The 23,092-nt window shown below is 65.8% G+C and carries 24 protein-coding genes and 1 pseudogene; 12 read left to right on the forward strand and 13 right to left on the reverse strand.

Annotation, left to right across the window (positions count from 1 at the left end):
* Positions 1–27: 27 nt before the first annotated feature.
* Positions 28–1,332: an MFS transporter gene (locus ACO6VM_RS05905; protein ID WP_401058454.1), complete on the reverse strand. Its 1,305-nt coding sequence runs from the start codon at positions 1,330–1,332 to the stop codon at positions 28–30.
* Positions 1,333–1,577: 245 nt separating this feature from the next.
* Between ACO6VM_RS05905 and ACO6VM_RS05910 the strand changes: the two genes are divergently transcribed.
* The gene (locus tag ACO6VM_RS05910; RefSeq protein ID WP_401058453.1) at positions 1,578–2,486 is read left to right on the forward strand and encodes a LysR family transcriptional regulator; all 909 of its coding nucleotides are present in this window, start codon (positions 1,578–1,580) and stop codon (positions 2,484–2,486) included.
* A gap of 7 nt (positions 2,487–2,493) precedes the next feature.
* Here the strand turns inward: ACO6VM_RS05910 and ACO6VM_RS05915 are convergent, their stop codons facing one another.
* From ACO6VM_RS05915 to ACO6VM_RS05925, 3 genes are all read right to left on the reverse strand, one after another.
* Positions 2,494–3,654, reverse strand: a complete 1,161-nt coding sequence (locus ACO6VM_RS05915; RefSeq protein WP_401058451.1) for a GGDEF domain-containing protein — start codon at positions 3,652–3,654, stop codon at positions 2,494–2,496.
* 196 nt (positions 3,655–3,850) lie between these two features.
* Entirely contained in the window at positions 3,851–5,239 is a 1,389-nt protein-coding gene (locus ACO6VM_RS05920) for a hypothetical protein (RefSeq protein WP_401058450.1), read from the reverse strand.
* A 114-nt stretch (positions 5,240–5,353) separates the two neighbouring features.
* Complete coding sequence (locus ACO6VM_RS05925) at positions 5,354–6,238, reverse strand: LysR family transcriptional regulator (RefSeq protein ID WP_401058448.1); 885 nt, start codon at positions 6,236–6,238, stop codon at positions 5,354–5,356.
* A 103-nt stretch (positions 6,239–6,341) separates the two neighbouring features.
* Here ACO6VM_RS05925 and ACO6VM_RS05930 point away from each other — a divergent pair, with 103 nt between their 5' ends.
* Positions 6,342–7,295 (forward strand): DMT family transporter, encoded by a 954-nt coding sequence (locus ACO6VM_RS05930; RefSeq protein WP_401058446.1) that lies wholly within the window; start codon positions 6,342–6,344, stop codon positions 7,293–7,295.
* A gap of 44 nt (positions 7,296–7,339) precedes the next feature.
* Here ACO6VM_RS05930 and ACO6VM_RS05935 read toward each other — a convergent pair whose 3' ends face one another.
* The 4 genes and pseudogenes from ACO6VM_RS05935 to ACO6VM_RS05950 all read right to left on the reverse strand — a co-directional run bounded on the left by ACO6VM_RS05935 (position 7,340) and on the right by ACO6VM_RS05950 (position 9,946).
* Entirely contained in the window at positions 7,340–8,053 is a 714-nt protein-coding gene (locus tag ACO6VM_RS05935; protein WP_401058445.1) for a DNA-binding domain-containing protein, read from the reverse strand.
* Positions 8,046–8,879 (reverse strand): DUF692 domain-containing protein, encoded by an 834-nt coding sequence (locus ACO6VM_RS05940; RefSeq protein ID WP_401058443.1) that lies wholly within the window; start codon positions 8,877–8,879, stop codon positions 8,046–8,048. Before ACO6VM_RS05940 ends, ACO6VM_RS05935 begins: the two co-directional genes overlap by 8 nt.
* Positions 8,880–8,959: 80 nt before the next feature.
* Positions 8,960–9,214, reverse strand: a pseudogene (locus tag ACO6VM_RS05945) (EF-hand domain-containing protein); the annotation flags it as partial.
* 168 nt (positions 9,215–9,382) lie between these two features.
* Positions 9,383–9,946, reverse strand: coding sequence for a DUF4174 domain-containing protein (locus ACO6VM_RS05950; protein WP_401058441.1), 564 nt, complete (start codon positions 9,944–9,946; stop codon positions 9,383–9,385).
* Between the two features lie 296 nt (positions 9,947–10,242).
* On the opposite strand from ACO6VM_RS05950, the gene ACO6VM_RS05955 reads away from it, so the two are divergent.
* Positions 10,243–10,386, forward strand: a complete 144-nt coding sequence (locus ACO6VM_RS05955) for a hypothetical protein (RefSeq protein ID WP_422402915.1) — start codon at positions 10,243–10,245, stop codon at positions 10,384–10,386.
* Here the strand turns inward: ACO6VM_RS05955 and ACO6VM_RS05960 are convergent.
* Positions 10,383–12,743, reverse strand: a complete 2,361-nt coding sequence (locus tag ACO6VM_RS05960) for a DNA polymerase II (RefSeq protein ID WP_401058437.1) — start codon at positions 12,741–12,743, stop codon at positions 10,383–10,385. The genes ACO6VM_RS05955 and ACO6VM_RS05960 overlap by 4 nt on opposite strands.
* 55 nt (positions 12,744–12,798) lie before the next feature.
* The gene (locus ACO6VM_RS05965; RefSeq protein ID WP_401058474.1) at positions 12,799–13,995 is read right to left on the reverse strand and encodes an MFS transporter; all 1,197 of its coding nucleotides are present in this window, start codon (positions 13,993–13,995) and stop codon (positions 12,799–12,801) included.
* 118 nt (positions 13,996–14,113) lie between these two features.
* On the opposite strand from ACO6VM_RS05965, the gene ACO6VM_RS05970 reads away from it, so the two are divergent.
* Positions 14,114–15,025 (forward strand): LysR family transcriptional regulator, encoded by a 912-nt coding sequence (locus ACO6VM_RS05970; RefSeq protein ID WP_347149621.1) that lies wholly within the window; start codon positions 14,114–14,116, stop codon positions 15,023–15,025.
* Here ACO6VM_RS05970 and ACO6VM_RS05975 read toward each other — a convergent pair.
* Positions 15,006–15,926 (reverse strand): LysR substrate-binding domain-containing protein, encoded by a 921-nt coding sequence (locus tag ACO6VM_RS05975; protein WP_401058433.1) that lies wholly within the window; start codon positions 15,924–15,926, stop codon positions 15,006–15,008. The genes ACO6VM_RS05970 and ACO6VM_RS05975 overlap by 20 nt on opposite strands.
* A 170-nt stretch (positions 15,927–16,096) precedes the next feature.
* On the opposite strand from ACO6VM_RS05975, the gene ACO6VM_RS05980 reads away from it, so the two are divergent.
* From ACO6VM_RS05980 to ACO6VM_RS06015, 8 genes are all read left to right on the forward strand, one after another.
* Positions 16,097–16,873 carry a YqcI/YcgG family protein gene (locus tag ACO6VM_RS05980; RefSeq protein ID WP_401058431.1) on the forward strand — a complete coding sequence of 259 codons (777 nt, stop codon included), beginning with the start codon at positions 16,097–16,099 and terminating at the stop codon, positions 16,871–16,873.
* A gap of 2 nt (positions 16,874–16,875) precedes the next feature.
* Complete coding sequence (locus ACO6VM_RS05985) at positions 16,876–17,502, forward strand: LysE family translocator (RefSeq protein ID WP_401058430.1); 627 nt, start codon at positions 16,876–16,878, stop codon at positions 17,500–17,502.
* A 34-nt stretch (positions 17,503–17,536) separates the two neighbouring features.
* Positions 17,537–18,628 carry a hypothetical protein gene (locus tag ACO6VM_RS05990; protein ID WP_401058428.1) on the forward strand — a complete coding sequence of 364 codons (1,092 nt, stop codon included), beginning with the start codon at positions 17,537–17,539 and terminating at the stop codon, positions 18,626–18,628.
* A 92-nt stretch (positions 18,629–18,720) separates the two neighbouring features.
* Positions 18,721–19,440: a sel1 repeat family protein gene (locus ACO6VM_RS05995; RefSeq protein WP_401058426.1), complete on the forward strand. Its 720-nt coding sequence runs from the start codon at positions 18,721–18,723 to the stop codon at positions 19,438–19,440.
* A gap of 90 nt (positions 19,441–19,530) precedes the next feature.
* Entirely contained in the window at positions 19,531–20,229 is a 699-nt protein-coding gene (locus ACO6VM_RS06000) for an AzlC family ABC transporter permease (protein ID WP_125859123.1), read from the forward strand.
* A complete protein-coding gene (locus ACO6VM_RS06005; RefSeq protein WP_401058424.1) occupies positions 20,226–20,540 on the forward strand; it encodes an AzlD domain-containing protein in 315 nt (104 codons plus the stop codon). The genes ACO6VM_RS06000 and ACO6VM_RS06005 overlap by 4 nt, the downstream gene beginning before the upstream one ends.
* Positions 20,537–21,370 carry an AraC family transcriptional regulator gene (locus ACO6VM_RS06010; RefSeq protein WP_401058422.1) on the forward strand — a complete coding sequence of 278 codons (834 nt, stop codon included), beginning with the start codon at positions 20,537–20,539 and terminating at the stop codon, positions 21,368–21,370. Before ACO6VM_RS06005 ends, ACO6VM_RS06010 begins: the two co-directional genes overlap by 4 nt.
* A gap of 75 nt (positions 21,371–21,445) precedes the next feature.
* Complete coding sequence (locus ACO6VM_RS06015) at positions 21,446–21,673, forward strand: hypothetical protein (protein WP_110996175.1); 228 nt, start codon at positions 21,446–21,448, stop codon at positions 21,671–21,673.
* A gap of 67 nt (positions 21,674–21,740) precedes the next feature.
* Here ACO6VM_RS06015 and ACO6VM_RS06020 read toward each other — a convergent pair whose 3' ends face one another.
* Both ACO6VM_RS06020 and ACO6VM_RS06025 read right to left on the reverse strand, forming a co-directional pair.
* The gene (locus ACO6VM_RS06020) at positions 21,741–22,223 is read right to left on the reverse strand and encodes a copper chaperone PCu(A)C (RefSeq protein ID WP_110996176.1); all 483 of its coding nucleotides are present in this window, start codon (positions 22,221–22,223) and stop codon (positions 21,741–21,743) included.
* Positions 22,224–22,832, reverse strand: a complete 609-nt coding sequence (locus ACO6VM_RS06025; RefSeq protein WP_125464547.1) for an SCO family protein — start codon at positions 22,830–22,832, stop codon at positions 22,224–22,226. It lies immediately after the preceding gene.
* Between the last annotated feature and the right edge of the window lie 260 nt (positions 22,833–23,092).

Below are 23,092 nucleotides of genomic sequence, written 5' to 3' on the forward strand. Positions count from 1 at the left end.
TGCAGGTACTCCAGACAAATCAGGGAATCAGGCCAGTTCGAGCTGCTGGCTACGGCTGTACTGGCGCGCCAGGGCCAGCACGCAAACCAGGGAAATACAGGCGATCAGGCTGTAGAACAGCGCCATCGGCCACCACTGGCCAGTGAAGCTGTGGGCCAGCCAGGCGCCGATCAGCGGGGTCAGGCCTCCGGCGATGGCGCCGCACACCTGATAGGCCAGGGAGATCGCGGTGTAACGCACGTGGGTTTCGAACATGCCACTGACGTAGCCGGCGATCACCGCGTAGAACGAGGCCATGCACGCCGCCGCCAGGGCGATGCCGAGCACGATCAGCGAGGCCTGGCCGCTGCCGACCAGCACGAACATCGGGTACGGCGAGGCCATCGCCAACAGCGCCACCAGGGCCAGGAAGCGCGTGGCGCCGAGCTTCTCCGACAGCCAGGCTGCCAGCGGCTGCACGCAGAACTGGATGATCGCCACGAAGAACAGGCATTCGAGGATCAGCGAGCGCTCCAGGTGCAGTTGCTGGGTGGTGTAGCTGATCATGAAGGTGTTGGTGAAATAGACCCCAGCGATGCCCAGGGTGTTGGCGCCGATGCACAGCAGCAGTGGGCGCCAGGCGGTGCGCAACACCTCCAGCACCGGTGCCTGCTCCTTGCGCTGCGCCTTGTGCGCCTGCTCGCGGCTGGCGAGGAACTCGGGCGACTCGTTGACCCCCAGGCGAATCGCCAGGCCCACCAGCAACAGGGCCGCGCTGGCCAGGAACGGCACGCGCCAGCCCCAGCTCATCAGGTCCTCTTCCGGCAGGCGGGTGACCACGCCGAAGGCCAGCAGCGAGAGGATCAGGCCGGCCGGGCTGCCCAGCTGGGCGAACGAGGCGAAGAAATTGCGCCGGCCCTTGGGCGCATGCTCGCCGGCCATCAGCACCGCCCCGCCCCACTCGCCACCCACGGCGATGCCCTGGACCACCCGCAGCAGGACCAGCAGCACCGGCGCGGTGGCGCCAATCTGCGCGTAGGTCGGCAACAGGCCGATGCACACGGTGACCACGCCCATCATCACCAGGGTGATCACCAGGGATTTCTTGCGGCCGATGCGGTCGCCCACATGACCGAAGACGATGCCGCCCAAAGGCCGGGCAAAAAAGCCCACGGCGAAGGTGCCGAAGGCGGCCATGGTGCTGAACAAGCTGTTGTCGGAGGGGAAGAACAAGGCACCGAACACCAGGGCGGCGGCGGTGGCATAGATGTAGAAGTCGTACCACTCGATCATGGTGCCGATGAACGCGGCGGCGGCGGCACGGCGCGGTTGGGGCGAAGCGGCGGGCTTCATGGGGTGGCTCCTTTGTTTGTTGTTCTGGCAGGAGTGGGTGGGTCACGGTTGCGCTCTTTTGGCGCCTTGGGGGCCATCATCGCGGGGCAAGCCCCCCCCCCCAAGACTTTGTGAAACCCCGTGGGAGCGGGCTTGCCCCGCGATGGCGGCAGCCCTGATGAAGGTGATTTTTCGGCTCGCCCCTATGATTAGTCAATTTTCTATTTATTATTCGAAGTATTAACCCTGCTTATAAAGAGCCCGCCATGCCCGACCGCCTGCTCAACGACCGACTCGACTGGAACCTGCTGCGTACCTTCCGAGTAATCGGCCAGGAGCTGTCGATCAGCCGCGCCGCCGCCCGCCTGCACCTGACGCAACCGGCAGTAAGCCAAGCGCTCAAACGCCTGGAAGAGCAACTCGGGCGCCAGCTCATCGCCCGCCGTGGGCCGCGCTTCGTGCTCACCGAGGTGGGCGAGCAATTGTTCGAACTGGCCGGCGAGGTGTACGGGCAGATGTCGCAGATCGGCGGCCTGCTGGAGCAACCGGCGGACGAACTGGTGGGCAAGGTGCGCCTGCTGATGATCAGCCGTGTCGTCAGCGAACGCCTCGATGACTGCCTGGCCGACTTCCACCGCCAGCACCCGCGGGTGGAGCTGGAGATCGACGTGATGCGCAGCTCGGACATCGTCGCGGCGCTGCAGGAAAAAACCGCCACCGCCGGGCTCAGCCTCAACCGCCGGCCACAGCCGCGCCTGGAGCAGCGCCTGTTCCTGCGCCAGCGCTACGCGTTCTTCTGCGGCAAGCACCATGCCCTGTTCGGCCAGCACCAGAGCGACCTGCAGCGGGAGAATTTCGTCAGCTTCACCAGCGACCAGATCGGCGGGATGCTCTCGCCGCTGACCATCTTCCGTGACCAGCAAGGCTTTGCCGGGCGCATCGTCGCTTCATCGCCGAGCCTGGAGGAAGTGCGGCGCCTGGTGATCGCCGGTTTTGGCATTGGCTGCCTGCCCGAGCATGTGGTGGCGCCGGATGTGGCGGCGGGGCTTTTGTGGAAGCTGCCGCCGCTGGAGGGGATCGCCGATGTGGATATTCACCTGCTGTGGAACCGCGAGCAGCGGCTGAGCCGCGCGGAGAGCGCCTTCATCGAGGCACTGCAAAAAGGCCTGATCTGAAGCCTGGTCAGACAGTACTGCGCGATCCATCCATCAACTGCAAGCTGTTGCGCCCGGCACGCTTGGACGCATACAGCAACCGGTCGCCCTGCTCGATCAGTGCCGCCAGGCTGGCCGGCGGGCGGTCGAACAGGTGGGCACCGATGCTCAGGGTCACCGCTTCGGGGGTGGCGCAGGTGTGCGCGGCGGTGTGCTGGAACTGCTGGCGCAAGGCCTCGGCCAGTGCCTCGATGCGTACCCGTGACGCATCGCTCAGCAGGATCACGAACTCATCGCCGCCCAACCGCGCAGCAATCGCCCGCTCCGGCAGCAAGCTCCGGATCATCTCGCTCAGGGCGATCAACAGGCGATCGCCGGCGCCGTGCCCGTGCAGGTCGTTGACCAGTTTGAAGTGGTCGATGTCGATCAGCAGCAAGGCGCCGGGGCGCTCGGGCGAGACTTCCTTGAACAGGGCCGGCGCCCGCACTTCCAGAGCACGGCGGTTGTACAGCGCGGTCAGCGGGTCGCGCGCGGCCAGGCGCTCGATGCGCTCTTCGCGGCGATAGCGCACGGTGCCGGTCATCGACAGGGCGATCAGCATGATCGCCATCGCACCCTCCACCAAAGAGATCTGGATGATCTGGCCGCGGAAGGCACTGAGGTCGATCAGCGTGCCCGGCAGCAGCGCCGGCAGGGTCTTGCCCAGGTAGAACAGGCCGTGGAACAGCAGGATGTAACGCAGCTGCACCGCGCCGACGCTGAACGATTTGCCATGGGGGCGCAGCAGCCAGCTGGCCTGCAGGGTGAGCAGCGCGATCATGCTTGACTGGACCACCAATAAGGTCTTCGACCACTGCGGCCAGTCCGGCAACAGCAACATGGCCAGCCAGGCCGGGATGATCAGGTACCAGGCCCGCGACAGGCGCGTTTCGGTGAACCGCGACACACCCAGCAGGAACAGCCAGTGGGCACTGATCAACATGCCGTTGGCAAACCACACGCCGATGAACAGGTAGCCGCTGCTGCGCAGCAGGGCCAGGGAAGAACCGACGCTGATGATGGCGAAGCTGGCGCTCCAGCACAGCAGCGAAGACTCGCGCACGCTGCTCCACTCCACCGCCAGGTACAGGGCGGCGGCAGCCGCGAGGGCGATGGTGAGGGTGAGGATGGTGGACGCGTCGAACGCCATGGACGGTGGGGCCTGTGTAAACCGGTGCGAAGGTTGAGTGTAAAGGGTGTGAGGGGCGTCTGCTGGGCAGGATGATATCCAAACGATGGCACCTGTCCAGCACCGATATTCATACGAATTGACGGTTGCGACAGTCTACCGGGGATCACCGCCAGATCCAGCAACGCCCTGCGCAAGAATCCTTCCCACAGCAGGGTTACCAGCCCAGCCAACGCAGTACGGCTTGCCATAGCCGTACATGGCCCCGATGCCGATGCTGGGCCACCTTGGTATAGCACCAGCGAATCAGCGCCCCCGGCACCTTGAGCACGAAGCCCTGCGAAATGGCCGCCGTCACCGCCGCGAACGCGTATGCGGGGTGCCGGTCATGGAAATATCCCCCTTCATTGCCATAGAGCGTGTCCAGCCCACCCGACGCCGTGACCCGGGCGCTGACCACATCGGAGTTGTCCCGGGTGATCAGGACGAACGCACCTTCCTCGTCGATGCAGGAATACCCATATTCAAAGCTGATCGAACCTGTGGCATTCAGGCGCAATGGCGCGCCGCTGTTGAACGAGGGGTCGGTCGCCCCATCGGCCAACAGGCCATGCACCTGCAAGGCCGTGGGCAGATGCTCGGCGACGATCAAGCGGCTGCCGTTGCCTGTGAAGACTTCGGGATACCCGGTGTAGCGTATGACCCCCGAACCGTCAGCGCCGAAGCGCTGATCCAAGGTGCCGTCTGGCAGATAGCAGGCCAGCGCGCCGACATTCTCTGCAAGGATACCGGCCACCACGACACGCCCATCCCCCAGAAACACCGCATTGATCAATGCCAGAGGCGGTGACGCCTGCGCACGCGCTAGCCTGCCCCCACGCCAATCACGCCCGTCCTGCAGGTCGACTTGCAGTGCCAGCCAGTCGGTGACACGGCTGCTGATCACACCCGAGTCAGGATCCGCTGTACTGAGGATGCCGGCGAAGACCACCTGCAGGCGATTGTCCTTGAACGTCAGTTGCGGCACGAGGCTGTCGAGCCTGGGCATCACCTGGCGATTCACCGGGTGCGCATCTGCCCTGGAGACGGCGCTGGACCGCTGGGCCGGCGCTTGCTGCTCCCAGCCGTCGAACCAGCTCGGCTCAAAGGCCGGCTTGCTGATACCTTGCTCACCGAAACTCGGCACCAGGTCCAGGCTGGCATCTAGGCGTATTACCGCGATCATGCGGGCCGTGCCTGGAACACCCTGCCTGGCGACCGGAATCTCGTACAGGGATACACCGACAAAGCCGCCCCCTTGCTGTTCCGGTACCTGGACAAAGCGCCGCAGCCTGACGATGCCCTCGTCCTTGGTCGACAGGTTCAGCACTTTGTAACCCTGATCGCCCAGCGTCTCGTCCCATGTACCGTCAGGTTTCATACGGATCAGATAGGGATACTCACCTGGGTAGAACGGGACGCACGGCAAGACTGTCTCGCCGTTGCCCGCACTCCACTGGCAGTAAGCGAATGCCTGGTCCCACTTGTTGTAGAAGTCAGCTGGCAGCTTGGCCTGCCCACCGGTGCCGTACTGACTGTCAACCTGCACGCCCTTCATCGCAACCATGGCCAAGCTCCTGCGCTATTCCAGTTGACGTAGCCACCCCACCCTAGCCTCGGCGCTACCACTCGCCTACTGACAAAAAAGACAGGTGCGCCGGTCAGGCAAGGCCTGGCAAGCTCATTGGTCGCAGAGAAAGCCCACCAGTTGCCGCCCGTGAGAGCTCAGGGCCTCCCAGCCACGGAAACAGATGCGCAGCTCCAATGTCGCCCAGCGCTCCTCCAGCTCCACGCGGTGCACTGCCAGCTCCTGCTGGGCCCGCAGCGCGGCAGTCTCTGGCAGCATGGCAATGCCGGCGCGCTGGGCCACCAGCTGGGCGATGGCCTCGAAGCTCGGGGCGCGCACCCGCACCTTCAGAGGCATGGACAGCTTCATTGCCAGCTCCTCGACAAAGCGTTGCATGGCCCGCTCGGCCGGCAGGCAGACGAACGGATGACCCAACGCATCGGCCAGGCGCAACTGCTCGCGCCCGGCCAGCGGATGGTCGTTCGGCACCAATAGCACCAGGCGTTCGGTGCGAAACGGCAGCGACACCAGGTCATCACTGACCAGGTGGCCGTCGTACACGCCGATCTCGCAGTCCCCAGCCTGCACCACGCGCAGCACATCCACGCTTTTGTGCTCGACCATTTGCAGGTCGACCTCCGGGTAGTCGGCCAGGAATGGCCCGAGCACCGCCGGCAGCAGCGTGCTGTTGGTCACCGTCGAGGCCGCCAGGTGCAGGGTGATGCGCCGTTGCCCGGCCAGTTCCTTCAAGGTGTCGTGCAGTTTCTGCGCCTCGCCCAGCACGCCGCGCGCCGACTCCAGCACCAGGCGCCCGGCCGGGGTCAGTTGCATGCCGTCGGTTTTGCGGATGAACAGGGTCAGGCCGCAGCGCTCCTCGAACAGGCGCAGGCGGGTGCTGGCGGCCGACACCGCCACCGGGAAGGTCGCTGCCGCCTTGCTCAGGCTGCCGGTGGCGGCGATGGCGGCGAGCAGGCGCAGGTCGGGCAGATCGAAGTGCACGATGACTTCTCCAAATCAGAAGGCCATGTTCGAGAAAAAGCGATTCTAGCCAGTCGGCGTTCTATTCAGAATAAGCCACGCCACTTTTTGCCACGGACCTGCCATGACCCTGCCCGCCCCGCTCCACCGCGCCCTCGCCAACGGCAGCCTGTACGCCGTGCTCGCCGCGCTGGGTTTCAGTTTCAAGGCTATCTTCGTCAAGCTCGCCTATGCTGCGGGGCCCGTGGACGCCATCAGCCTGCTGGCCATGCGCATGGCGCTGTCCTTGCCGCTGTTCGCCTGGCTGGTCTGGTCCAGCCGGGGCAAGGATGGCGAGTCGCTGACCTGGGGCGACGGCGGGCGCGTGGCCTTGCTCGGGCTGTTCGGCTACTACCTCGCAAGCTTGTTCGACTTTTATGGCTTGCAGTACATCAGCGCCGGCCTTGAGCGCTTGATCCTGTTCACCTACCCGACCCTGGTGCTGTTGATCCAGGCGTTCGCCCAGCGCGAACGCCCCTCCGTGCGCACCTTGGCGGCCATGGGGCTGTGCTACCTGGGGCTGGGCATCGCCTTCGTGCACGACATCAGCGTCTCGGGCGTGGGCGGCCAGGTGGTGCTTGGCTCGGTGTGGGTGTTCGCCAGCGCGGTGACCTATGCCCTGTACTACTCGGGTACCGGCATGATGCTCAAGCGCATGGGCTCGATGCGTCTGGCCGGGTTGTGCGGCACGGCATCATCGCTGATGGTGCTGGCCCATTATCTGATGGTGGCGGACGTGGCGCCGTTGTTCGCGCTGCCGGGCGTGGTGTGGGGTAACGCGGCGCTGATGGCGCTGTTCTCTACGGTACTGCCGATCTACTGGGTGGCCCTGGCGATCCAGCGCCTGGGCCCGACCCATACCGCGGCGGTGGGCAACCTGGGGCCGGTGCTCACGGTGCTGGCCTCGTGGGCGATCCTTGGCGAAAACATCTCGCTGTACCAGGTGGCCGGGCTGGCCTTGGTGCTGTTCGGCGTGTCGCGGCTCAAGCCTGCGAAGAAGGCCCAGGCCGCGCCGGCGAGCGAAGAAGCGGCTGCTTGAGCGGGGCCTGGCACCGGCTGCAGCCGCGCCTACGAGGGACGCACTCAATTCGAGAGCCGGGTGCCGACGATGATCCCTTGGGTGCGCAACTGTTCCAGCAGTTCCAGGCCCTGGCGTTGCACCTCGTCCTTGCCAAGGGCGCGCAAGCGCTCGGCACCGGTGCCTGGCAACCCGGCCAGCAGTTGCCAGGCCAGTGGCGCAATGCGGGCGAAACGCACCTGCAGCTCAGCATCCCGATGCACCAGCAACAGCGTTGGCGACGCGGGCGGCTGGTCAGGCTGGAAGTCCGGGCCAATCCGCTCCACCGGCCAACGGTAGGCCAACACCCGCGCCACGCAGGACAGCAGCGGCTCGCCGCCGAGCAGGTCGCCACCCGGGTCGTGGGGCGGGTCCCGGGCATCGCTCAGGTACAGCTGCGCCTCGACCCACTCGTAGTGCGCCAGTTCCAGTTGCCAGGGCGTGTCGGGCTCGATGCCTTGCAAGTAGTCGATGAACGCCTCGGCCAGCTCGGTGAACAGCGGCGTCTGACTGCGGTAACTGGCGTAGAAGTCCCTCACCCGGGCATGCCAGCGCCGATCGCCCAGGGTGCGCCGCAGGACCGGGAAACTGCCGGCCAGCAGGCCTTCGACGGCGCCATAGAACAGCTCGCGATAGATCTTCAGGCGCCGTTCCTCGATGCCCGGCGGCGGTGGGTTGGCGGCGGGATCGCGCAGGTGCCGGGCCAGGGTGAATTGTTGCGCGCGCAGGGTCTCAGGCATGGTGGAGCGCTCCGTGAGCTTGCTGCAGGGCGCGGATGTGCGTGGTCTCGGCCAGCAGTTCGGCCAGCGGCGGATAGTTGAAGTCGCGTTCGAGCACCGTGGGCTTGGCACCGAAGCGTTGGCAGGCCTCGGCGAACAGCTCCCACACCGCGTCTTTGACCGGGGCGCCGTGGGTGTCGACCTTGAGGTCCGGCGCCTCGTCGTAGTGGCCGGCAACGTGCATGCCCACTACCCTCTCGGCGGGAATTGCGGCCAGGAAGGCTTGAGCGTCATAACCGTGGTTGCAGGCGTTGACGAACAGGTTGTTGACGTCCAGCAGCAGGTCGCAGTCGGCCTCGTCGAGCACCGCGCGAATGAACGCCAGCTCGCTCATGGCCTGGTAAGGCGCGGCGTAGTAGCTGATGTTCTCAACGGCGATGCGCCGCCCCAGGATTTCCTGGGCCTGGCGGATACGCGCGGCCACATGGCGCACGGCCTCGTCGGTGAAGGGAATGGGCATCAGGTCGTAGAGGTGGCCGTCGTCGCTGCAGTAGCTCAGGTGCTCGCTGTACAGGCGCACCTGAAAACGGTCGAGGAACTGCCGGGTGCGATCGAGGAACACGCGGTCCAGCGACGCGGTGCCCCCCAGGGACAGCGACAGGCCATGGCAGGCGATGGGGAGTCGTTCGGCCAGGCGTTCCAGGCCCTGGCCGAAGGCGCCGCCGACCCCGATCCAGTTTTCCGGGGCGCACTCGAGAAAGTCCACGGCGCCCGCCTCCATCTTCAGCAATTCGGGCAGCAGGCCGCGACGCAGGCCAAGGCCTGTGTGCAAGGGTTGCGCATTCATGGGTCAGCCTCCAGAAAAGCGCGCGGCGCCCAAGGCGCCACGCTACAGCAAGGGGATCAGGCTTTGCCTTTGCCTTCGGCGCCGCACTTGCCTTCGCCGCACTTGCCCTCTGCCTTGTCGGCCTTCGCGTCGGCACCACACTTGCCTTCGGCCTGGCTGGCCTTGCCGCTGCCGCCACATTTGCCCTCGCCGCATTTGCCTTCACCAGCGGCCTTGGCCGCTGCCAACTGGTAGCCCTGGCTCAAGGGTTCAACGGCAAACGCACTGTTGCCCAGCACCAGGCCACCGAGCAGGGTGGCGCCGAGCAGGCCGAGGGTCTTGGGGGTCGTTTTCATGGTGTCGCTCCACTTGTGGTTGGAAAGTGGAGCCATTGAAACGGCGCGGTGTGTCGTGGGTGTATCGCGATGAGCGGCGTTTTGTATGCCAGTCGGTCGTGATGAGGCGCAGATACACAGTGATACAGGAAAGGCCTCCTGCTGGCGCAGAAGGCCGTGGCAGCGCGGTCAGTCGTCCAGAGGCTTGGGCGGTTCGGCAGGCTTGGCCGGTTTGGCGGGCTTGGCTGGCTTGCTGTCCTTGGCCTTGGGTTCGGCCGGTGCCACCGCCACCGGCTCCGGCGCAGTGACCGCCTTTTCACTGGCCGGCAGTTCGTCGACGGCCTTGAAGATCACCTGCGGGTCGATTTTTTCACCGCTGTCATCATCCTTGAGGACGTGGCGTTCGCCATCCTTGCCCACCAGGATCACCTTGGTGCCCTTGCTGGCGCCGAGCTGCAGCTCGCGAATCAGGGCCATGGTGGTCTGCTGTTCGAGGTTCTTGTCCTCACGTTTACCCATCATCTGGGCGACGCTGTACAACACCAGCCCACGCTCCTTGAAACCGGCCTGCACGGCCGGGTCTTTCAAGGCCTCGTTGAGGCCGCGCAAGGTCGGGTCGGCGCTGCTGGGCGCAATCACCACCAGCGGCCGCGCCTTGCCCTGCTCCTTGGCCAGGGGGGCATCGCTGTCGGCGGCAAGCAGGGGGCCCGCGAAGGCGAACAGGGTGGCGAGGGTCAGTGACCTGACGAGCATGGGCATCTCCTTGTTAATTCTCATGACTACAGATCCTGGCGAAAGATCCGACATGCGAGCCTAAACCACCGAACCCGGCGGACAACGCGGGCAAAAGTAACTTGCGATGTCTGAGTGGTAACGGGGTGCGACACCCTGAGCATAGTCCAACCGCCCGCGGGCCAATGGCTGGAGGCATTGTGATAGCAGGCGCGCGACTCGGGAGCGGCATCGCTTGTTCACATTCAGTAAGGAATACGCCCGTGAAAGCCTTCGTCATCAGCGTCAACAACATCGTCCTGTAGGTTCCCCTGGGCTTGATCCGGCTGGTTGCTCTGATCACCCTGTTCAACGTTGGGTTCCTGCAAGGGCTGGGTATTTTCTTCGGCGTCAGCCTGGCGTGGTGCATCGTCTCGGGCTTCTGGTTCGCCCAGTTGGCCACCTACGAAGTGCGGCGTTAGAACAGCGGCAGTTGCTGCCCGGTCAGCGCCGCGAAGTCATCGCCCACGAACGGCAGGATGGCGTCGGCCACCGGCTGCAACTGACGGCTCAGGTAGTGCTGGTGGTCAATCGGGGACTGGCGGTTCTCCAGCGGTTCGGGGCCTGAGGTGGTGATCAGGTAACTGATCCAGCCGCCGTTCTGGTACTGCTTGGGCCGTCCCAGCCGGGCGTTGTATTCATCGGCCAGGCGCGCGGCGCGCACATGGGGCGGCACGTTGCGCTGGTAGTCCGCCAGGGGCCGGCGCAGGCGCTTGCGGTACACCAGCAGCTCGTCATCCTCGCCCGCCAGCAGGCGCTGCACGGTTTCACGTACATAGTCGCGATACGGCTGGCCACGGAACACCCGGCCGTAAAGCGTTTGCTGGAACTGCCGGGCCAGGGGCGACCAGTCGGTGCGCACTGATTCCAGGCCCTTGTAGACCATGTCCTCGCTGCCATCCTGGCGCTGTACCAGGCCGGCGTAGCGCTTCTTGCTGCCCTCTTCGGTGCCGCGGATGGTGGGCATCAGGAAGCGCCGGTAATGGGTTTCGAACTGCAGTTCCAGGGCACTGTCCAGCCCCATGGTTTCGCCCAGGTGCTGGCGCCACCATTGATTGACCTCGGCCACCAGCGCACGGCCGATGCGCGCCGCGGCCTCCTCGCCATGGGCGCCCTTGAGCCAGACGAAGGTGGAGTCGGTGTCGCCGTAGATCACGTCGTAGCCCCGCGCCTCCACCAGTGCCCGGGTCTGGCGCATGATCTGGTGGCCGCGCATGGTGATCGACGAGGCCAGCCGCGGGTCGAAGAACCGGCAACCACTGGAACCGAGCACGCCATAGAAGGCGTTCATGATGATCTTCAGCGCCTGGGACAACGGCGCATTGCCGTCGCGCTTGGCGGCCTCGCGCCCTTGCCACACGCGCTCGACGATGGCCGGCAGGCAGTGCTCGCTGCGCGAGAAGCGCCCGCCCCGGAAACCCTCGACCGAATGCGCGTCATCTGGCTCGCGCAGGCCCTCGACCAGGCCCACCGGGTCGATCAGGAAGGTGCGGATGATCGACGGGTACAGGCTCTTGTAGTCGAGCACCAGTACCGAGTCGTACAGCCCCGGGCGCGAGTCCATGACGAAGCCGCCAGGGCTGGCTTCGTCGGGGCGGCTGCCCAGGTTGGGCGCGACAAAGCCCAGGCGGTGCATGGGCGGAATATACAGATGACAGAACGCGGCCACCGAGCCGCCACTGCGGTCCACCGGCAGGCCGGTGACGCTGGCGCGCTCCAGCAGGAAGTCGAGCAGCCGGGTGTGGGCGAAGATCCGCGTGACCAGTTCACAGTCCTTTAGGTTGTAGCGGGCCAGCGCCGGCTTGTCCTCGGCGAACTGGCGGTTGATCTCGTCCATGCGCTGGTAGGGGGTGCTGATGGCCTTGCCCTCGCCGAGCAACTGCTGGGCGACGCTCTCCAGGCTGAACGAGGGGAAACTCCAGGTGGCTGAACGCAGCGCCTCGATGCCATCGATCAGCAGCCGCCCGGGGGCTTCGGCGAAGAAGTGGCTGCGGCTGCCATGCTCGCGCAGGTGCAGCGGCGCGCCGTCGCGGCCCAGGCACAGCGGCACGTTCAGCCGCTTGGCGTGTTCGTGCAGCAAGCGCAGGTCGAACTGCACCAGGTTCCAGCCGATGATCGCGTCGGGGTCGTGGCGCGCCAGCCACTGGTTGAGACAGTGGATCAGCCCGGCGCGGTCGTCGCAGTAGTGCAGGTCGAAATCCACCTGGCTGGCATCGCCATTGGCCGGGCCCAGCATGTACACCGTGCGCTGGCCGCAGCCTTCCAGGCCGATGCTGTACAGCTCGCCACGCTCGCTGGTCTCGATGTCGAGGGAGACCAGGCGCAGCGGCGGGCGGTAGTCGGGGTCGGGCTTGAGCTGGGCGTCGATCAGCGTGCCGTTGGCATCGGGCCGGCCATCGAAACGCACCGGGGCGGTGATGAAACGCTCCATCAGGTAGCGCTCGGGCGGACGGATATCGGCTTCGAACACCTCGATGCCGGCAGCGCGCAGGCGCTTGTCGAGGGCGATCAGCTGACGGTGCTGGCGGCAGTACAGGCCCAGCACCGGGCGCTGGTCGAAGTCGCGCAGTTGCAGCGGCTTGAGCTCGACCCCCTGCTCACCGGCCAGCAGCACTCGGGCATGCTCGGCCTGGGCGACGGGGATGAACGCCACCGACGGTTGCGGCGCCAGGCGCAAGTGGCGTGGGCCCTGGTCGGTGGCCAGCCAGAACTCGACGCAGGTGCCTTCGGGCGTGTCGTGCCAATGGCGGGTGAGGACAAAGCCCTGTTGGCGCTGCACTGCGTGGTCCTTGCTTGGATTGCTGGAGGGCGATTCTACACCCTGCAGCGGCCGATCAGCGTGCGCCAGTGACGAATCCGGCGCGGCGCCCGGCAAACACCAACAGCCAGGCCAGCCCGATGAGCGCCAGCACCACGCCACCGAACGAGCCGACCCCGGCCCCGGTCAACAGCAGCCCGCCGATGATCCCACCCAGGGCGATCGCAGTGTTCCACACCGTCACCAACATCGACTGCGCCACATCGCCGCCCTCGCCCGCCGCGTCGGCGCAGGCGGTCTGCAGCAGGGTCGGGGCGCCGCCGTAGGTCAGCCCCCACAAGGCCACGCTGGCATGCACCAGCCAGGCCGAACCTTGGGTGTGGCCCAGGGCCAACGTGGCCACGGCGAAACCGGCCAGGCACAGCAGCACCAGGCCGCGCAGATGGCGGTCGACGCCAAGCCCGACCAGGGCAATGCCGGCCAGCGAAGCCAGGCCGAAGGTCATCAGCACCTGGCCGACATCGGCGCCCATGCCGGCCGCCGCCAGCAGCGGCACGATGTAGGTGTAGAGGATGTTGTGGCCGAGGATCCACGCCAGGATCACCAGCAGCACCCGCGCCACCCCTGGGGTACGCAGCACGCCCAGCGCAGCCGGGCGCTTGCCGGCGGCCTGGCCGGGGAAGTCCGGCACTGCGCGCAGCACCCAGGCCACCAGCAGCAAGGCCGCCAGGGTGACCACCACGAAGGCGGCGCGCCAACCTAGCCAGGCGCCCAGCCAGGTGCCGATGGGCAAGCCCAGCGACAAGGCGATGGGCTGGCCGAGCATGGCCAGGGCCATCGCCTTGCCTTGTTGTGCCGGTGCCACCATGCGCCGCGCATGCCCGGCGATCAGGCCCCAGGCCAGGCCGGCGGCGGCGCCGGTGAGAAAGCGCAGCAGCAAGGTCAGCTGATTGTCGCTGGACAGTGCGGTCAGGCCGTTGAACAGGATGAAACCGGCGATGGCCAGCAGCAGCGCCCGGCGCCGCCGCCAGCCTTGGGTCAGGGTGACCAGCGGGATGGCGGTGAGCAACGAGCCCAGCGCGTAGGCGGTGACCCATTGCCCGGCCATGGCCTGGCTGATGTGCATGCCGTTGGCGACCTGGTCGAGCAGGCCGGCGGGCAGGGTTTCGCTGAGGATGGCGATGAAGCCGGTCAGGGCCAGGGCCAGCAGCCCGCTCAAGGGCAGGCGCGTGGCGTTGGCGGGCGCCGCTACGACGGTGAAGGCAGGGTTCATGGGGGTGTCGTCCTGGGCAATGATCAAGGCAGGCATCTTGCGGCGCCGAGGCACTACGGAAAAAGATGGGTAGAATTCCGCTCACCCAGGACATCAACGTCCGCAATCGGAGCACGACATGGACAGCCTCAGCGGTTTCGTGGTTTTCAACCGGGTTGCCGAAACCCGCAGCTTCGTCGCTGCCGGCCAGTCGCTGGGCATCAGTGCCTCGGCGGTGGGCAAACGCGTGGCGCGCCTGGAGGGCCGCCTGGGCGTGCGGTTGTTCCACCGCAGCACCCGCAGCATCACCCTGACCGCCGAGGGCGCGCTGTTTCTCGAGCGCAGCCGGCGCATCCTCGCCGAGATCGAAGCCACCGAGCAGGAACTGTCGCAGGCCAACGGCGCCCCACGCGGGCGGCTGCGGGTAAGCCTGCCGCAGGTGACCGGGCTGGTGATGCCGGCACTGGCCGAGTTCATGGCGCGCTACCCGGACATCGAGCTGGACCTGGACTTCAGCGACCGCATGGTCGACATCATCGGCGAGGGTTTTGACGTCGTGATGCGCGGTGGCCAACCGCTGGATTCGCGCCTGAACGCCAAGTTTCTCGGCCATTTCCAGCACCGCCTGGTGGCCTCCCCCGACTATCTGCGCGAGCATGGCCTGCCCGAGCATCCACGCGAGCTGGCCGGGCACCGCTGCCTGCACTACCGTTTCCCCAGCAGTGGCAAGCTGGAAACCTGGCCGCTGCGCCGCGAACACCCCGAGCAGGACTACGAGATTCCCATCTCGATGGTCTGCAACCATGTCGAGACGCGCATCTGCTTTGCCCTCAACCACCGCGGCATAACCTGCCTGCCGGACTTCAGCGTGCGCGCCGCGCTGGCCAGCGGCAGCCTGGTGAGCGTGCTCGACGACTTCATCGAACGGCGCGGCAGCTTCTACCTGCTGTGGCCGTCGGGGCGGCAGGTGCCGCCGCGGTTGCGGGTGTTCATCGACTTCATGCTCGAACGGGTGTTCCCCGGCAACGGGGTCAGCCGTACAGGTAACTGATGTCCTTGTGCGCCAGGGCCGGCACCCGGGCCAGCAGGTAGTCGCGCAGCTTGTGCATCTGGCGGGCCTTGGGGCTGGACTTGAGCCAGGTCATGTAATAACCGTCGCCGGTCGCGACTGCCTGCGGGAAGGGCGTGACCAGGTTGCCGGCGGCCAGGTCGGCGCTGGCCAGCACCAGGTCGACCACCGAAATGCCCAGGCCCTGCTGGGCCGCCGAGATGCCCTGGTCGAGGGTATCGAACACCTGGCCCTGGTCGATGCTGATGTGCGGCGCCTCCACCCGCGCCAGCCAGCGCCGCCAGTCGCGCCGGTCCGGTGAGGGGTGAAGCAGCTCGCAGCCGTCGAGCACGGCCAGTTCCGGCGCGGGCCCGGGCAGGTAGTCGGGGTGGCAGACCGGGATCAGCCATTCATCGAACAGCTTCAGGCTCTCGACGTCTGCCGGGAAACGCCCGTTGCCGAGCAGGATGGCGCAGTCGTAAGGCTCGGAGTAGAAGTCCACGGCGTCGATGTCCATCCACACGCTCGACAGCTGCACCGCGCAGCTGTTGTCGACTTTCTTGAAACCGTCCAGCGCGCGCAGCAGCCAGCGCACCGTCAGCGTGGACGGCGCCTTCAGGCGCAGGCCGTAGCGGTCCTGGCGCAGCAAGGCACAGGCGTTTTCGATGATCTTGAAGCCGACCTTGAGTTCCTCGGCCAGCAGCCGGCCATGCTCGGTGAGGCGCAGCTTGGGGCCGCGCCGCTCGAACAGGTCGCAGCCGAACAAGGCTTCGAGTGTCTTGATGTGATGGCTGACCGCGCCCTGGGTCAGCGCCAGCTCCTGGGCGGCGCGAGTGAAGGAGCCATAGCGCGAGGCGACTTCGAAGGCACGCAGGGCGTGCAGGGCCTGAATCCGTTCCGACATGGGGCTTTCCAGAGCATGAGCGAGACTAATAGTTGGTCATAGTTCCAGGCGTTTTACAACCTATGACCCTTCTCGGAAAATGCCGGAAACAACAAATATAGAGCGGTTAACCGTATGGATATGCCGGTAAAACCACCTTAACTGCCGATTTGCGACTACCTGGGGAAATCATGTTTACGGGTTATGGAAATTGCTACCGCCTGGATGCGCTGGAGCTGGCCGATGAACATGTTCAGAACCCACACCACTGGACACACAAGGCCATAGAACACTTCAAGGAAACCCTCGCCAACCCTGACTTCCCTTGCCTGTTCGGGCGCAAGGCGGTCAATGCGCGCACCTGCCACATCCTCTTCGCCCGTGCAGAGCAACTGGCCGACGACATCGCCCGGGGCCTTGCCGACTACATCGCCACCATCGAGCCCATACCGCTCAAGCAGCGCATCGGCAACCCGTTGCTGGTGTTCCTGCAAACCGCCGCCGACACCTCGCTGCAACAGCAGCAGGCCCTGGCCTGGGAGGTACTGCGTCAGGTGCACAGCCGTGACCCCAGCCCCTGGCCACGCGAGGTGCCAGAAGACCCGCATGACAATCAGTGGTCGTTCTGCTTCGCCGGCATGCCGCTGTTCATCAACATGAACTTCCCTGCCCACCGCCTGATGAAAAGCCGCAACCTGGGCCGACACATTGCCTGGGTGATCAACCCGCGGGAAAGTTTCGACGAGGTGGCCAGTGCCAGCACCGCCAGCGGCCAGCGAATCCGCGCACGCATCCGCGAGCGGGTGCAGCACTACAACGATGGCGTGATGCCGGCCTCGCTGGGCTTCTTCGGCCAGCACGACAACTTCGAATGGCAGCAGTACCAACTGCAGGAGCCCGGCTCGCTGAACCCGGCCCGCTGCCCATTCCATGCCCCCGCAACACCTGACCCTTTGATCGAGAACTGAACGTGAATACCGCACTGACCGCCACCTACGCCCTCACCGTCCTGCTGCTGATCGCCACACCCGGCCCGGTAGTGGCGTTGATCGTCAACACCGCCGCCGCCGCCGGCTCGCGCAAGGCCCTGTTCACCGCCATCGGCACCAACTGGGCCTCACTGGTGCTGATCGGCGTCGCGGCCTGGATCATCATGACCAGCGCAGCCATCGACAAAACCTGGCTCAACGGCATGAGCCTGCTGGGCTGCCTGTTCATCGGCTACATCGCCGTGAGCACCCTGCGCGAAGCCCTGCAGGCCCCAGCACAGCAGGCCGCAGCCGAAGCGCCAGCGGCCACCCGCGGCGGCCTGCTACAGGGGTTCATGGTCGGCATCTCCAATCCCAAGGACATCATCTTCTTCATCTCGTTCTTCCCGCAGTTCATCCAGATCACCGAGTCGTTCGGCAAGAGCATGGTGGTGCTGTCACTGCTGTGGATCGCCATCGACTTCGCCGTGCTCAGCCTGTACATCTTCGCCATCGGCAAGATCGCCTCGCAGCGCAGCAACCGCCTGATCAGCCTGGCTTCGGGGGTTGCCCTGCTGCTGATCGCCGGCGTGGGCCTGGCCTACAACCTCAAGGCCCTGGCGGCCTGAGCCCTGACGTGCGGCACGCCGCCAAGGAGCGTCCATGACCCTGATCGCCAGGCCCACGGCAGGTGCTGCGCAGCCGTTGCAGGACAGCTATCAGCGCTTCCTGCAGCTGGGCAGCCGCCGCGCACCGCAGACGCTGTACGTGCACGAACAGGGCTATCGCTCCAGCACCATCAACACCGACGCACAGGGGATGCGCTACAGCCATCGCGCCGGCAAGCGCTTTTCGGTGGCCGAGTGCGCAGGCGCAGGGCGCATCAACCTGCTGGTGGGGGGCTCCACCGCGCTGGGGGTCGGTGCCAGCTCCGATGAACATACGGTGGCGTCCAATCTGTCGCTGCTGACCGGCGAGACCTGGCTAAGCCTGGCCGGATGCGGGCTCAACGCCACACAGGAGTTGCTGCTGTTCCTCACCCATCAGCACCGCTTTGGCCAGCTCGGCCATGTGGTGGTACTCAGCGGGTTGAACAGCCTCGCCCAAGAGGCACTGGTCGAGATACTCGCCGCTGCCCATGACCCGCAGAGCTCGCAGGCCCACCTGGCGTTTCTCAATCGCTTCAACGAGGGAGTGCAGGACACCGTGCCGACGCACCACGCATCATGGTGGCAGCAGCTGCGGCATGCCGTTGCACCTCGCCAGGCGCCGCAGTGGCCGACGCTCGATGCGTTGTCGCCCGCGGACAAACGCCTGGCCCGGGCCGCCGACAACATCGGCCGGACCTTGCGCCAATGGGAGCGGCTGCTGGCAGACGACCATACCAGCCTGACCTTCATCCTCCAGCCGCTGCTGCCCTGGTGCCGCGAGACGCTGCCCGCCGGCGAACAATCGATGCTGGCCGGGCTGGCGAAGCAACCGACGAACTTCGATCGCCTGCTCGGTGACAGCTACGATCGCCAGCTGCACTCGGCGTTCTTTCGACGCATCAGAAGCCAGGCCGAGCCGGTCCCTTGCTACGATATGAACTGCATGCTCAGCAGCTCACCGGCTTTTGCCGAAGACCTGTTCGTCGATCGCCTGCACTTCAACGATCAAGGCAACAATGCTCTGGCCAAGGTGATCACCGCCAAGCTGGGCCTGGCCCAGGAAAAACACGCGCAACGCAGAGTGCCGCCGGCCAAGCAGGGCTGATAGGGGTTTCCCGGACTTCCGGCGAGCGGACGAGGATGGCTAGAATACGCTGTCGTCGCACCTGATTCGCCTGAGGCACACCCGCACCTGCCATGACCATTCAAGCCGTCTACCCGCGCCTGGGGCTTAACACCCTGCGCGCGGCCTGTCTGCCGCTGCTGCTGACGACGTTCGCTGCCCAGGCGTTGGAGGTGAGCATCGACCCGCATGCTGACCTGCTCTACCGCCAGGCCTTGCCGTTACTGGAACAGGCGGACATGGCAGACGACAGCGCCAGCCCGTTGCGTACCGCTGCAAGCGACCCCGAACTGAGCCGCCAGGGCCAGGCCATGGCCCGCACCCTGCCCACTGCGGTGACGCTATTGAAGAAGTCAGTGGCGCTCGATCACCCGGTCGCGCAGTACCGCCTGGCGCTGTACTACATCACCTTCCTGCCGACCACGCAGATCCCGGACGCAGCCTGCCCACTGCTGGAAGCCAGCCTCAAGCAAGGTTTTGCCCCGCCTGCACTGGCCATCGCCCGTTGGTGTCGGCCGTACAACAGCAGCCCTGCCTACCGCGAGGCGCTGGAATCGATACCCCGCATGGCCACCCTGTATGCGCCCTACTACCCGCAGCCGGCCACCCGCCTGGCCTGCAGCCGCAGCCGGCCACAAGGCCTGGCGTTGCAGTGGGGGCACCAGCGCGACTACCAGGCCGAAGTGTTCCGCCTGCTCAGTGACCTCGACCCGGTGCGGCGCCAGGCCTTGCTACAGAAGGCGGTGGAAATCAACGGCTGCGCGACGGCGCAACAGCACTTGAGCAATCGCTGAGCCCTTGGCGGCAAACCAGCAAGAACGTTCAAGCCAGCAGGCGGCACCTCTGGCATGCTGGCCCACCCTGTCGATTCGTTGTCGTGCCCCATGCCCAACCCCACCCTAGCCCGCCAGGCATTCGTCCATGGCGCCATCGCCATCCTGCCGCTGTCACTGGCCGTCGCCCCCTGGGGGCTGCTCGCCGGTTCCATGGCCATCGAAGCCAACCTCAGTGCCTGGCAAGGCCAGGGGTTATCGGCCATTGTCTTCGCCGGTGCCGCGCAACTGGTGGCGATCGGCATGCTCAAGGGCGGCGCCAACCTGTTCTCGATCCTGCTCACCACGCTGCTGCTTACCTCGCAACACCTGCTTTACGGGCTGTCGATGCGGCCCGTGCTGTCGGGGTTGCCGACGCGCTGGCGGCTGGGGTTGGGGTTCCTGCTCACCGATGAGTTCTTCGCCCTGACCAGCCACCACGACCAGCAGCAGTTCAACCGCTGGTACGCCCTGGGGGTGGGCCTGACCTTCTACGTGGCGTGGAACCTGTTCACCCTGGCCGGCATCATCCTCGGCCAGAACATCCCGCACCTGGATCAGCTGGGCCTGGATTTCTCCATTGTCGCCACCTTTGTCGCGCTGATCGCGCCGCTGGTGCGCAACCTGCCCACGGTGGTGTGCGTGGCGGTATCGCTGTTCTGCTCGGTGCTGTTCAGCTTCTGGCACTGGGAAACCGCGCTGGTGGCGGCCGGCCTGCTGGGCATGGCCGCGGGCTTCATCTGTCAGAAATTCTCCGGAGGCCGCCCATGATCTGGCTGCTGATCTTCGCCATGGGGGCGGTAGTATTCCTCAACCGTTATGCCTTTCTGGAACCGCGCCTGCCCTTGCGGTTGAGCTCCAATGCCCGGCAGTTCCTCGGTTTTGCAGTGCCCGGCATGCTCACCGCCATCTGCGGGCCGATCATCTTCCTGCCTGGCCACCAGCTCGATCTGAGCCCGCTCAACCCCTACCTGCTCGGCGCGCTGGTGGCCATCACCCTGGTGCTGTTGACCCGCAGCGTATTGCTGAGCATGCTGGCGAGCATGCTGATCTTCTTCCTGCTGCGCAGCTGGCTGGCATGACCACGCCCCAACGCGAACAGACCCACCTGTGGCAAGCACCGGCGCTGGGCGACGTCGAGATGCTGCACGCCCGTTACTTCCAGCAGCGCTTTGCCCCGCATGTGCACGAAGGCTACGTGTTCACGGTGATCGAGTCCGGCGCCCAGCGCTTCTGGCACCGTGGCAGCGAGCACCTGGCGCCGGTGGGCAGCATGGTGTTGATCAACCCCGACGAGCTGCACACCGGTGCCACCGCCCACGAGGCAGGTTGGCGCTACCGTGGGTTCTACCCCGAATGCGCACGGGTCAGCGGGGTGCTCGACGAGCTGGAGCTGGGCCGCAACGGCATGCCGCTGTTCAAGGCCAGTGTGATCCAGGACCCGGCACTGGCCGCGGCCTTCAGCCAGCTGAACCAGCGTTCGGAAGCCGGTGCCAGCGCCCTCGAACAACAGACCGCCTGGCGCCAGGCGGTATTGGCGCTGGTGCAGCGCCACGGCCACTGCGCCGAACCCGCCGCCCCCGGCCATGAGCCACTGGCGGTGGCCCGCGCCCGCGAGTTGCTGGAAAGCCAGCTGGCCGATCCACCGTCGCTGGAAACCCTGGCGGCGGCGGTGAACCTCTCGCCCTTCCACTTCGCCCGGGTATTCCGCCAGGCCACCGGCCTGCCACCCCATGCTTGGCTCAAGCAGCGCCGCCTGACCCGCGCCCGGGAATTGCTGCGCAGCGGCCTGCCGGCCCTGGAAGTCGCCTTCAACCTGGGTTTTGCCGACCAGAGCCACCTCAGCCGACAGTTCAAACAGGCCTATGGCGTCACCCCAGGCGCTTACCGCCAGGCCTGCCTTACCCCCTGACAGCTTGCGGCAATCCACCCCAGGCAGCCTGGCAGGCCACTGCTACACTCAAGGGGCTGAACGGAGGATCCCGCCATGTCCGAACGTGAAATCACCAATCTGCTGTCGCTGATGACCCAGCGCCAAGCCAACTTGAGCAGCGCCTGCAAGGAAATCGCCGACTGGATCGATCGCCAGGGCGACGTGCCTGCCGCCGGCAAGATCCGCGCAAGCCTCAAGGCGCTGGAAGCCGACGAAGCGCAGGTGCGCAAGACGCTGACGTCACTGAGCATCGAACGCCCGCTGCCCCGCTTCCGTAGCTGAACGCACATCGCGGGAGCCTGTACACCTGGCTGAAAAAGTGAGGGCCGCATAAGCGGCCCCAACTCGATCAGTGCTTCATGTGCATATGATCATGCCCGCCCCCCGCCTCGGCAGTGAGCGGACGCACCGTTGCCTGCACCTGCAGGGTTTCCTTGGCGCCCTTGGCATCTTCGATGGTCAGGGTCAGTGGCACCTGCTCACCGTCCTTCACCTGCTGGTTCAGGCCCATCAGCATCACGTGCAGGCCATTCGGGTCGAGGGTGACCGGCTTGCCGGCCGGCAGCTCGACCGCCTTGACCTCACGCATGCCCATCACGTCGCCGTTCATGGTCATTTCGTGCACCTGCACGGTCTTGGCTACGGGCGATGCCACGCTTACCAGTTTGCTATCGCTGCTGGCGGTGAGGGTCATGAAGGCACCGGTGGATTGCTGGTGCGGCACGCTGGCGCGCACCCAGGCGTCGCTCACGGTGGTCTGGGCGAAGGCCGGCAGGGCCAGGCCGAACAGAGCCAGGGCAGCCAGGGTGCGTTTGATCGGTTGCATCGACATTCAGCAAATCTCCATCAGGGTGAGCAGGTCTTCGGTGCATTCCTTGGCGTTGAGGGAATGGCCGAGGCTCAGGCGCAGGGTGCCACGGGTATCGTAGACGTAGCTGGTGGACGAGTGAGAGACGGTATAGGTGTCGCCGACCGGGACTTTTTCGTAGAACACCTTGAACTCCCGGGCCACTTCGGCGATTTCCTCGGGGGTGCCGGTCAGGGCGATGATCGACGGGTCGAACGCCTTGACGTAGGCATCGAGCACTTCGGGGGTGTCGCGTTCCGGGTCCAGGGTGATGAGCACTGGCTGGAACAGCTCGAGGTCACGGCCCCGGAGCATCTTGCGGATCTGCGCCACGCGCGCCAGCGCAGTCGGGCAGACCGCCGGGCACTGGGTGAAGCCGAAGAAAATCATCGGCATGCTGCCGTAGAAGCTCGACAGGGAGCGTTCGTTGCCCTGGGTGTCCTTGAGCTTGAATTTGCGCCCGAGGATCTCGTTGCTCATGTTCTTGCCGTACTTGAAGTCCAGGCCGCGGGCCGGGTTGCAACCCGCCAACAGGCCAAGCCCCAGTACGCCCATCCCGGCGACTACCGCGCGCCGGGTCAACAGATCAGTCATGGAACCATCCTTTACAGGGAAGGTGCCGGCCCTTGGGATGGGCCAGCCAGAAAACCGGGGCATTCTGTCATGCCACCCCCTGGCCATCCACCCGACCTGGGGTGGATCGGGCTGCAGCCCTTTGAATACGGGGCGCGACCGGTTGTCGCAGGGGTTGAATCCGTAACAGTTTGTTGCTAGGGATCAAGGCAGGCATCGTCCAAAAGCATCGCGGGGGGGAAAACCGCCCCCAACGGCGCTGTGTGGGGGTGGGGTTTTCC

The organism is Pseudomonas sp. GZD-209 (assembly GCF_049310485.1).
In the GTDB taxonomy this organism is placed as follows: domain Bacteria; phylum Pseudomonadota; class Gammaproteobacteria; order Pseudomonadales; family Pseudomonadaceae; genus Aquipseudomonas; species Aquipseudomonas sichuanensis.

Coding starts and splice junctions, on each gene's coding strand:
- ACO6VM_RS06020 (WP_110996176.1), bottom strand. CDS start 22,223: ATGTCGATGCAACCGATCAAACGCACCCTGGCTGCCCTGGCTCTGTTC.
- ACO6VM_RS05975 (WP_401058433.1), bottom strand. CDS start 15,926: ATGTCGGAACGGATTCAGGCCCTGCACGCCCTGCGTGCCTTCGAAGTC.
- ACO6VM_RS05930 (WP_401058446.1), top strand. CDS start 6,342: ATGACCCTGCCCGCCCCGCTCCACCGCGCCCTCGCCAACGGCAGCCTG.
- ACO6VM_RS06010 (WP_401058422.1), top strand. CDS start 20,537: ATGACCACGCCCCAACGCGAACAGACCCACCTGTGGCAAGCACCGGCG.
- ACO6VM_RS05995 (WP_401058426.1), top strand. CDS start 18,721: ATGACCATTCAAGCCGTCTACCCGCGCCTGGGGCTTAACACCCTGCGC.
- ACO6VM_RS05910 (WP_401058453.1), top strand. CDS start 1,578: ATGCCCGACCGCCTGCTCAACGACCGACTCGACTGGAACCTGCTGCGT.
- ACO6VM_RS05980 (WP_401058431.1), top strand. CDS start 16,097: ATGTTTACGGGTTATGGAAATTGCTACCGCCTGGATGCGCTGGAGCTG.
- ACO6VM_RS06005 (WP_401058424.1), top strand. CDS start 20,226: ATGATCTGGCTGCTGATCTTCGCCATGGGGGCGGTAGTATTCCTCAAC.
- ACO6VM_RS05915 (WP_401058451.1), bottom strand. CDS start 3,654: ATGGCGTTCGACGCGTCCACCATCCTCACCCTCACCATCGCCCTCGCG.
- ACO6VM_RS05935 (WP_401058445.1), bottom strand. CDS start 8,053: ATGCCTGAGACCCTGCGCGCGCAACAATTCACCCTGGCCCGGCACCTG.
- ACO6VM_RS06025 (WP_125464547.1), bottom strand. CDS start 22,832: ATGACTGATCTGTTGACCCGGCGCGCGGTAGTCGCCGGGATGGGCGTA.
- ACO6VM_RS05965 (WP_401058474.1), bottom strand. CDS start 13,995: ATGAACCCTGCCTTCACCGTCGTAGCGGCGCCCGCCAACGCCACGCGC.
- ACO6VM_RS05920 (WP_401058450.1), bottom strand. CDS start 5,239: ATGGTTGCGATGAAGGGCGTGCAGGTTGACAGTCAGTACGGCACCGGT.
- ACO6VM_RS06000 (WP_125859123.1), top strand. CDS start 19,531: ATGCCCAACCCCACCCTAGCCCGCCAGGCATTCGTCCATGGCGCCATC.
- ACO6VM_RS05940 (WP_401058443.1), bottom strand. CDS start 8,879: ATGAATGCGCAACCCTTGCACACAGGCCTTGGCCTGCGTCGCGGCCTG.
- ACO6VM_RS05970 (WP_347149621.1), top strand. CDS start 14,114: ATGGACAGCCTCAGCGGTTTCGTGGTTTTCAACCGGGTTGCCGAAACC.
- ACO6VM_RS05990 (WP_401058428.1), top strand. CDS start 17,537: ATGACCCTGATCGCCAGGCCCACGGCAGGTGCTGCGCAGCCGTTGCAG.
- ACO6VM_RS05905 (WP_401058454.1), bottom strand. CDS start 1,332: ATGAAGCCCGCCGCTTCGCCCCAACCGCGCCGTGCCGCCGCCGCCGCG.
- ACO6VM_RS05950 (WP_401058441.1), bottom strand. CDS start 9,946: ATGCTCGTCAGGTCACTGACCCTCGCCACCCTGTTCGCCTTCGCGGGC.
- ACO6VM_RS06015 (WP_110996175.1), top strand. CDS start 21,446: ATGTCCGAACGTGAAATCACCAATCTGCTGTCGCTGATGACCCAGCGC.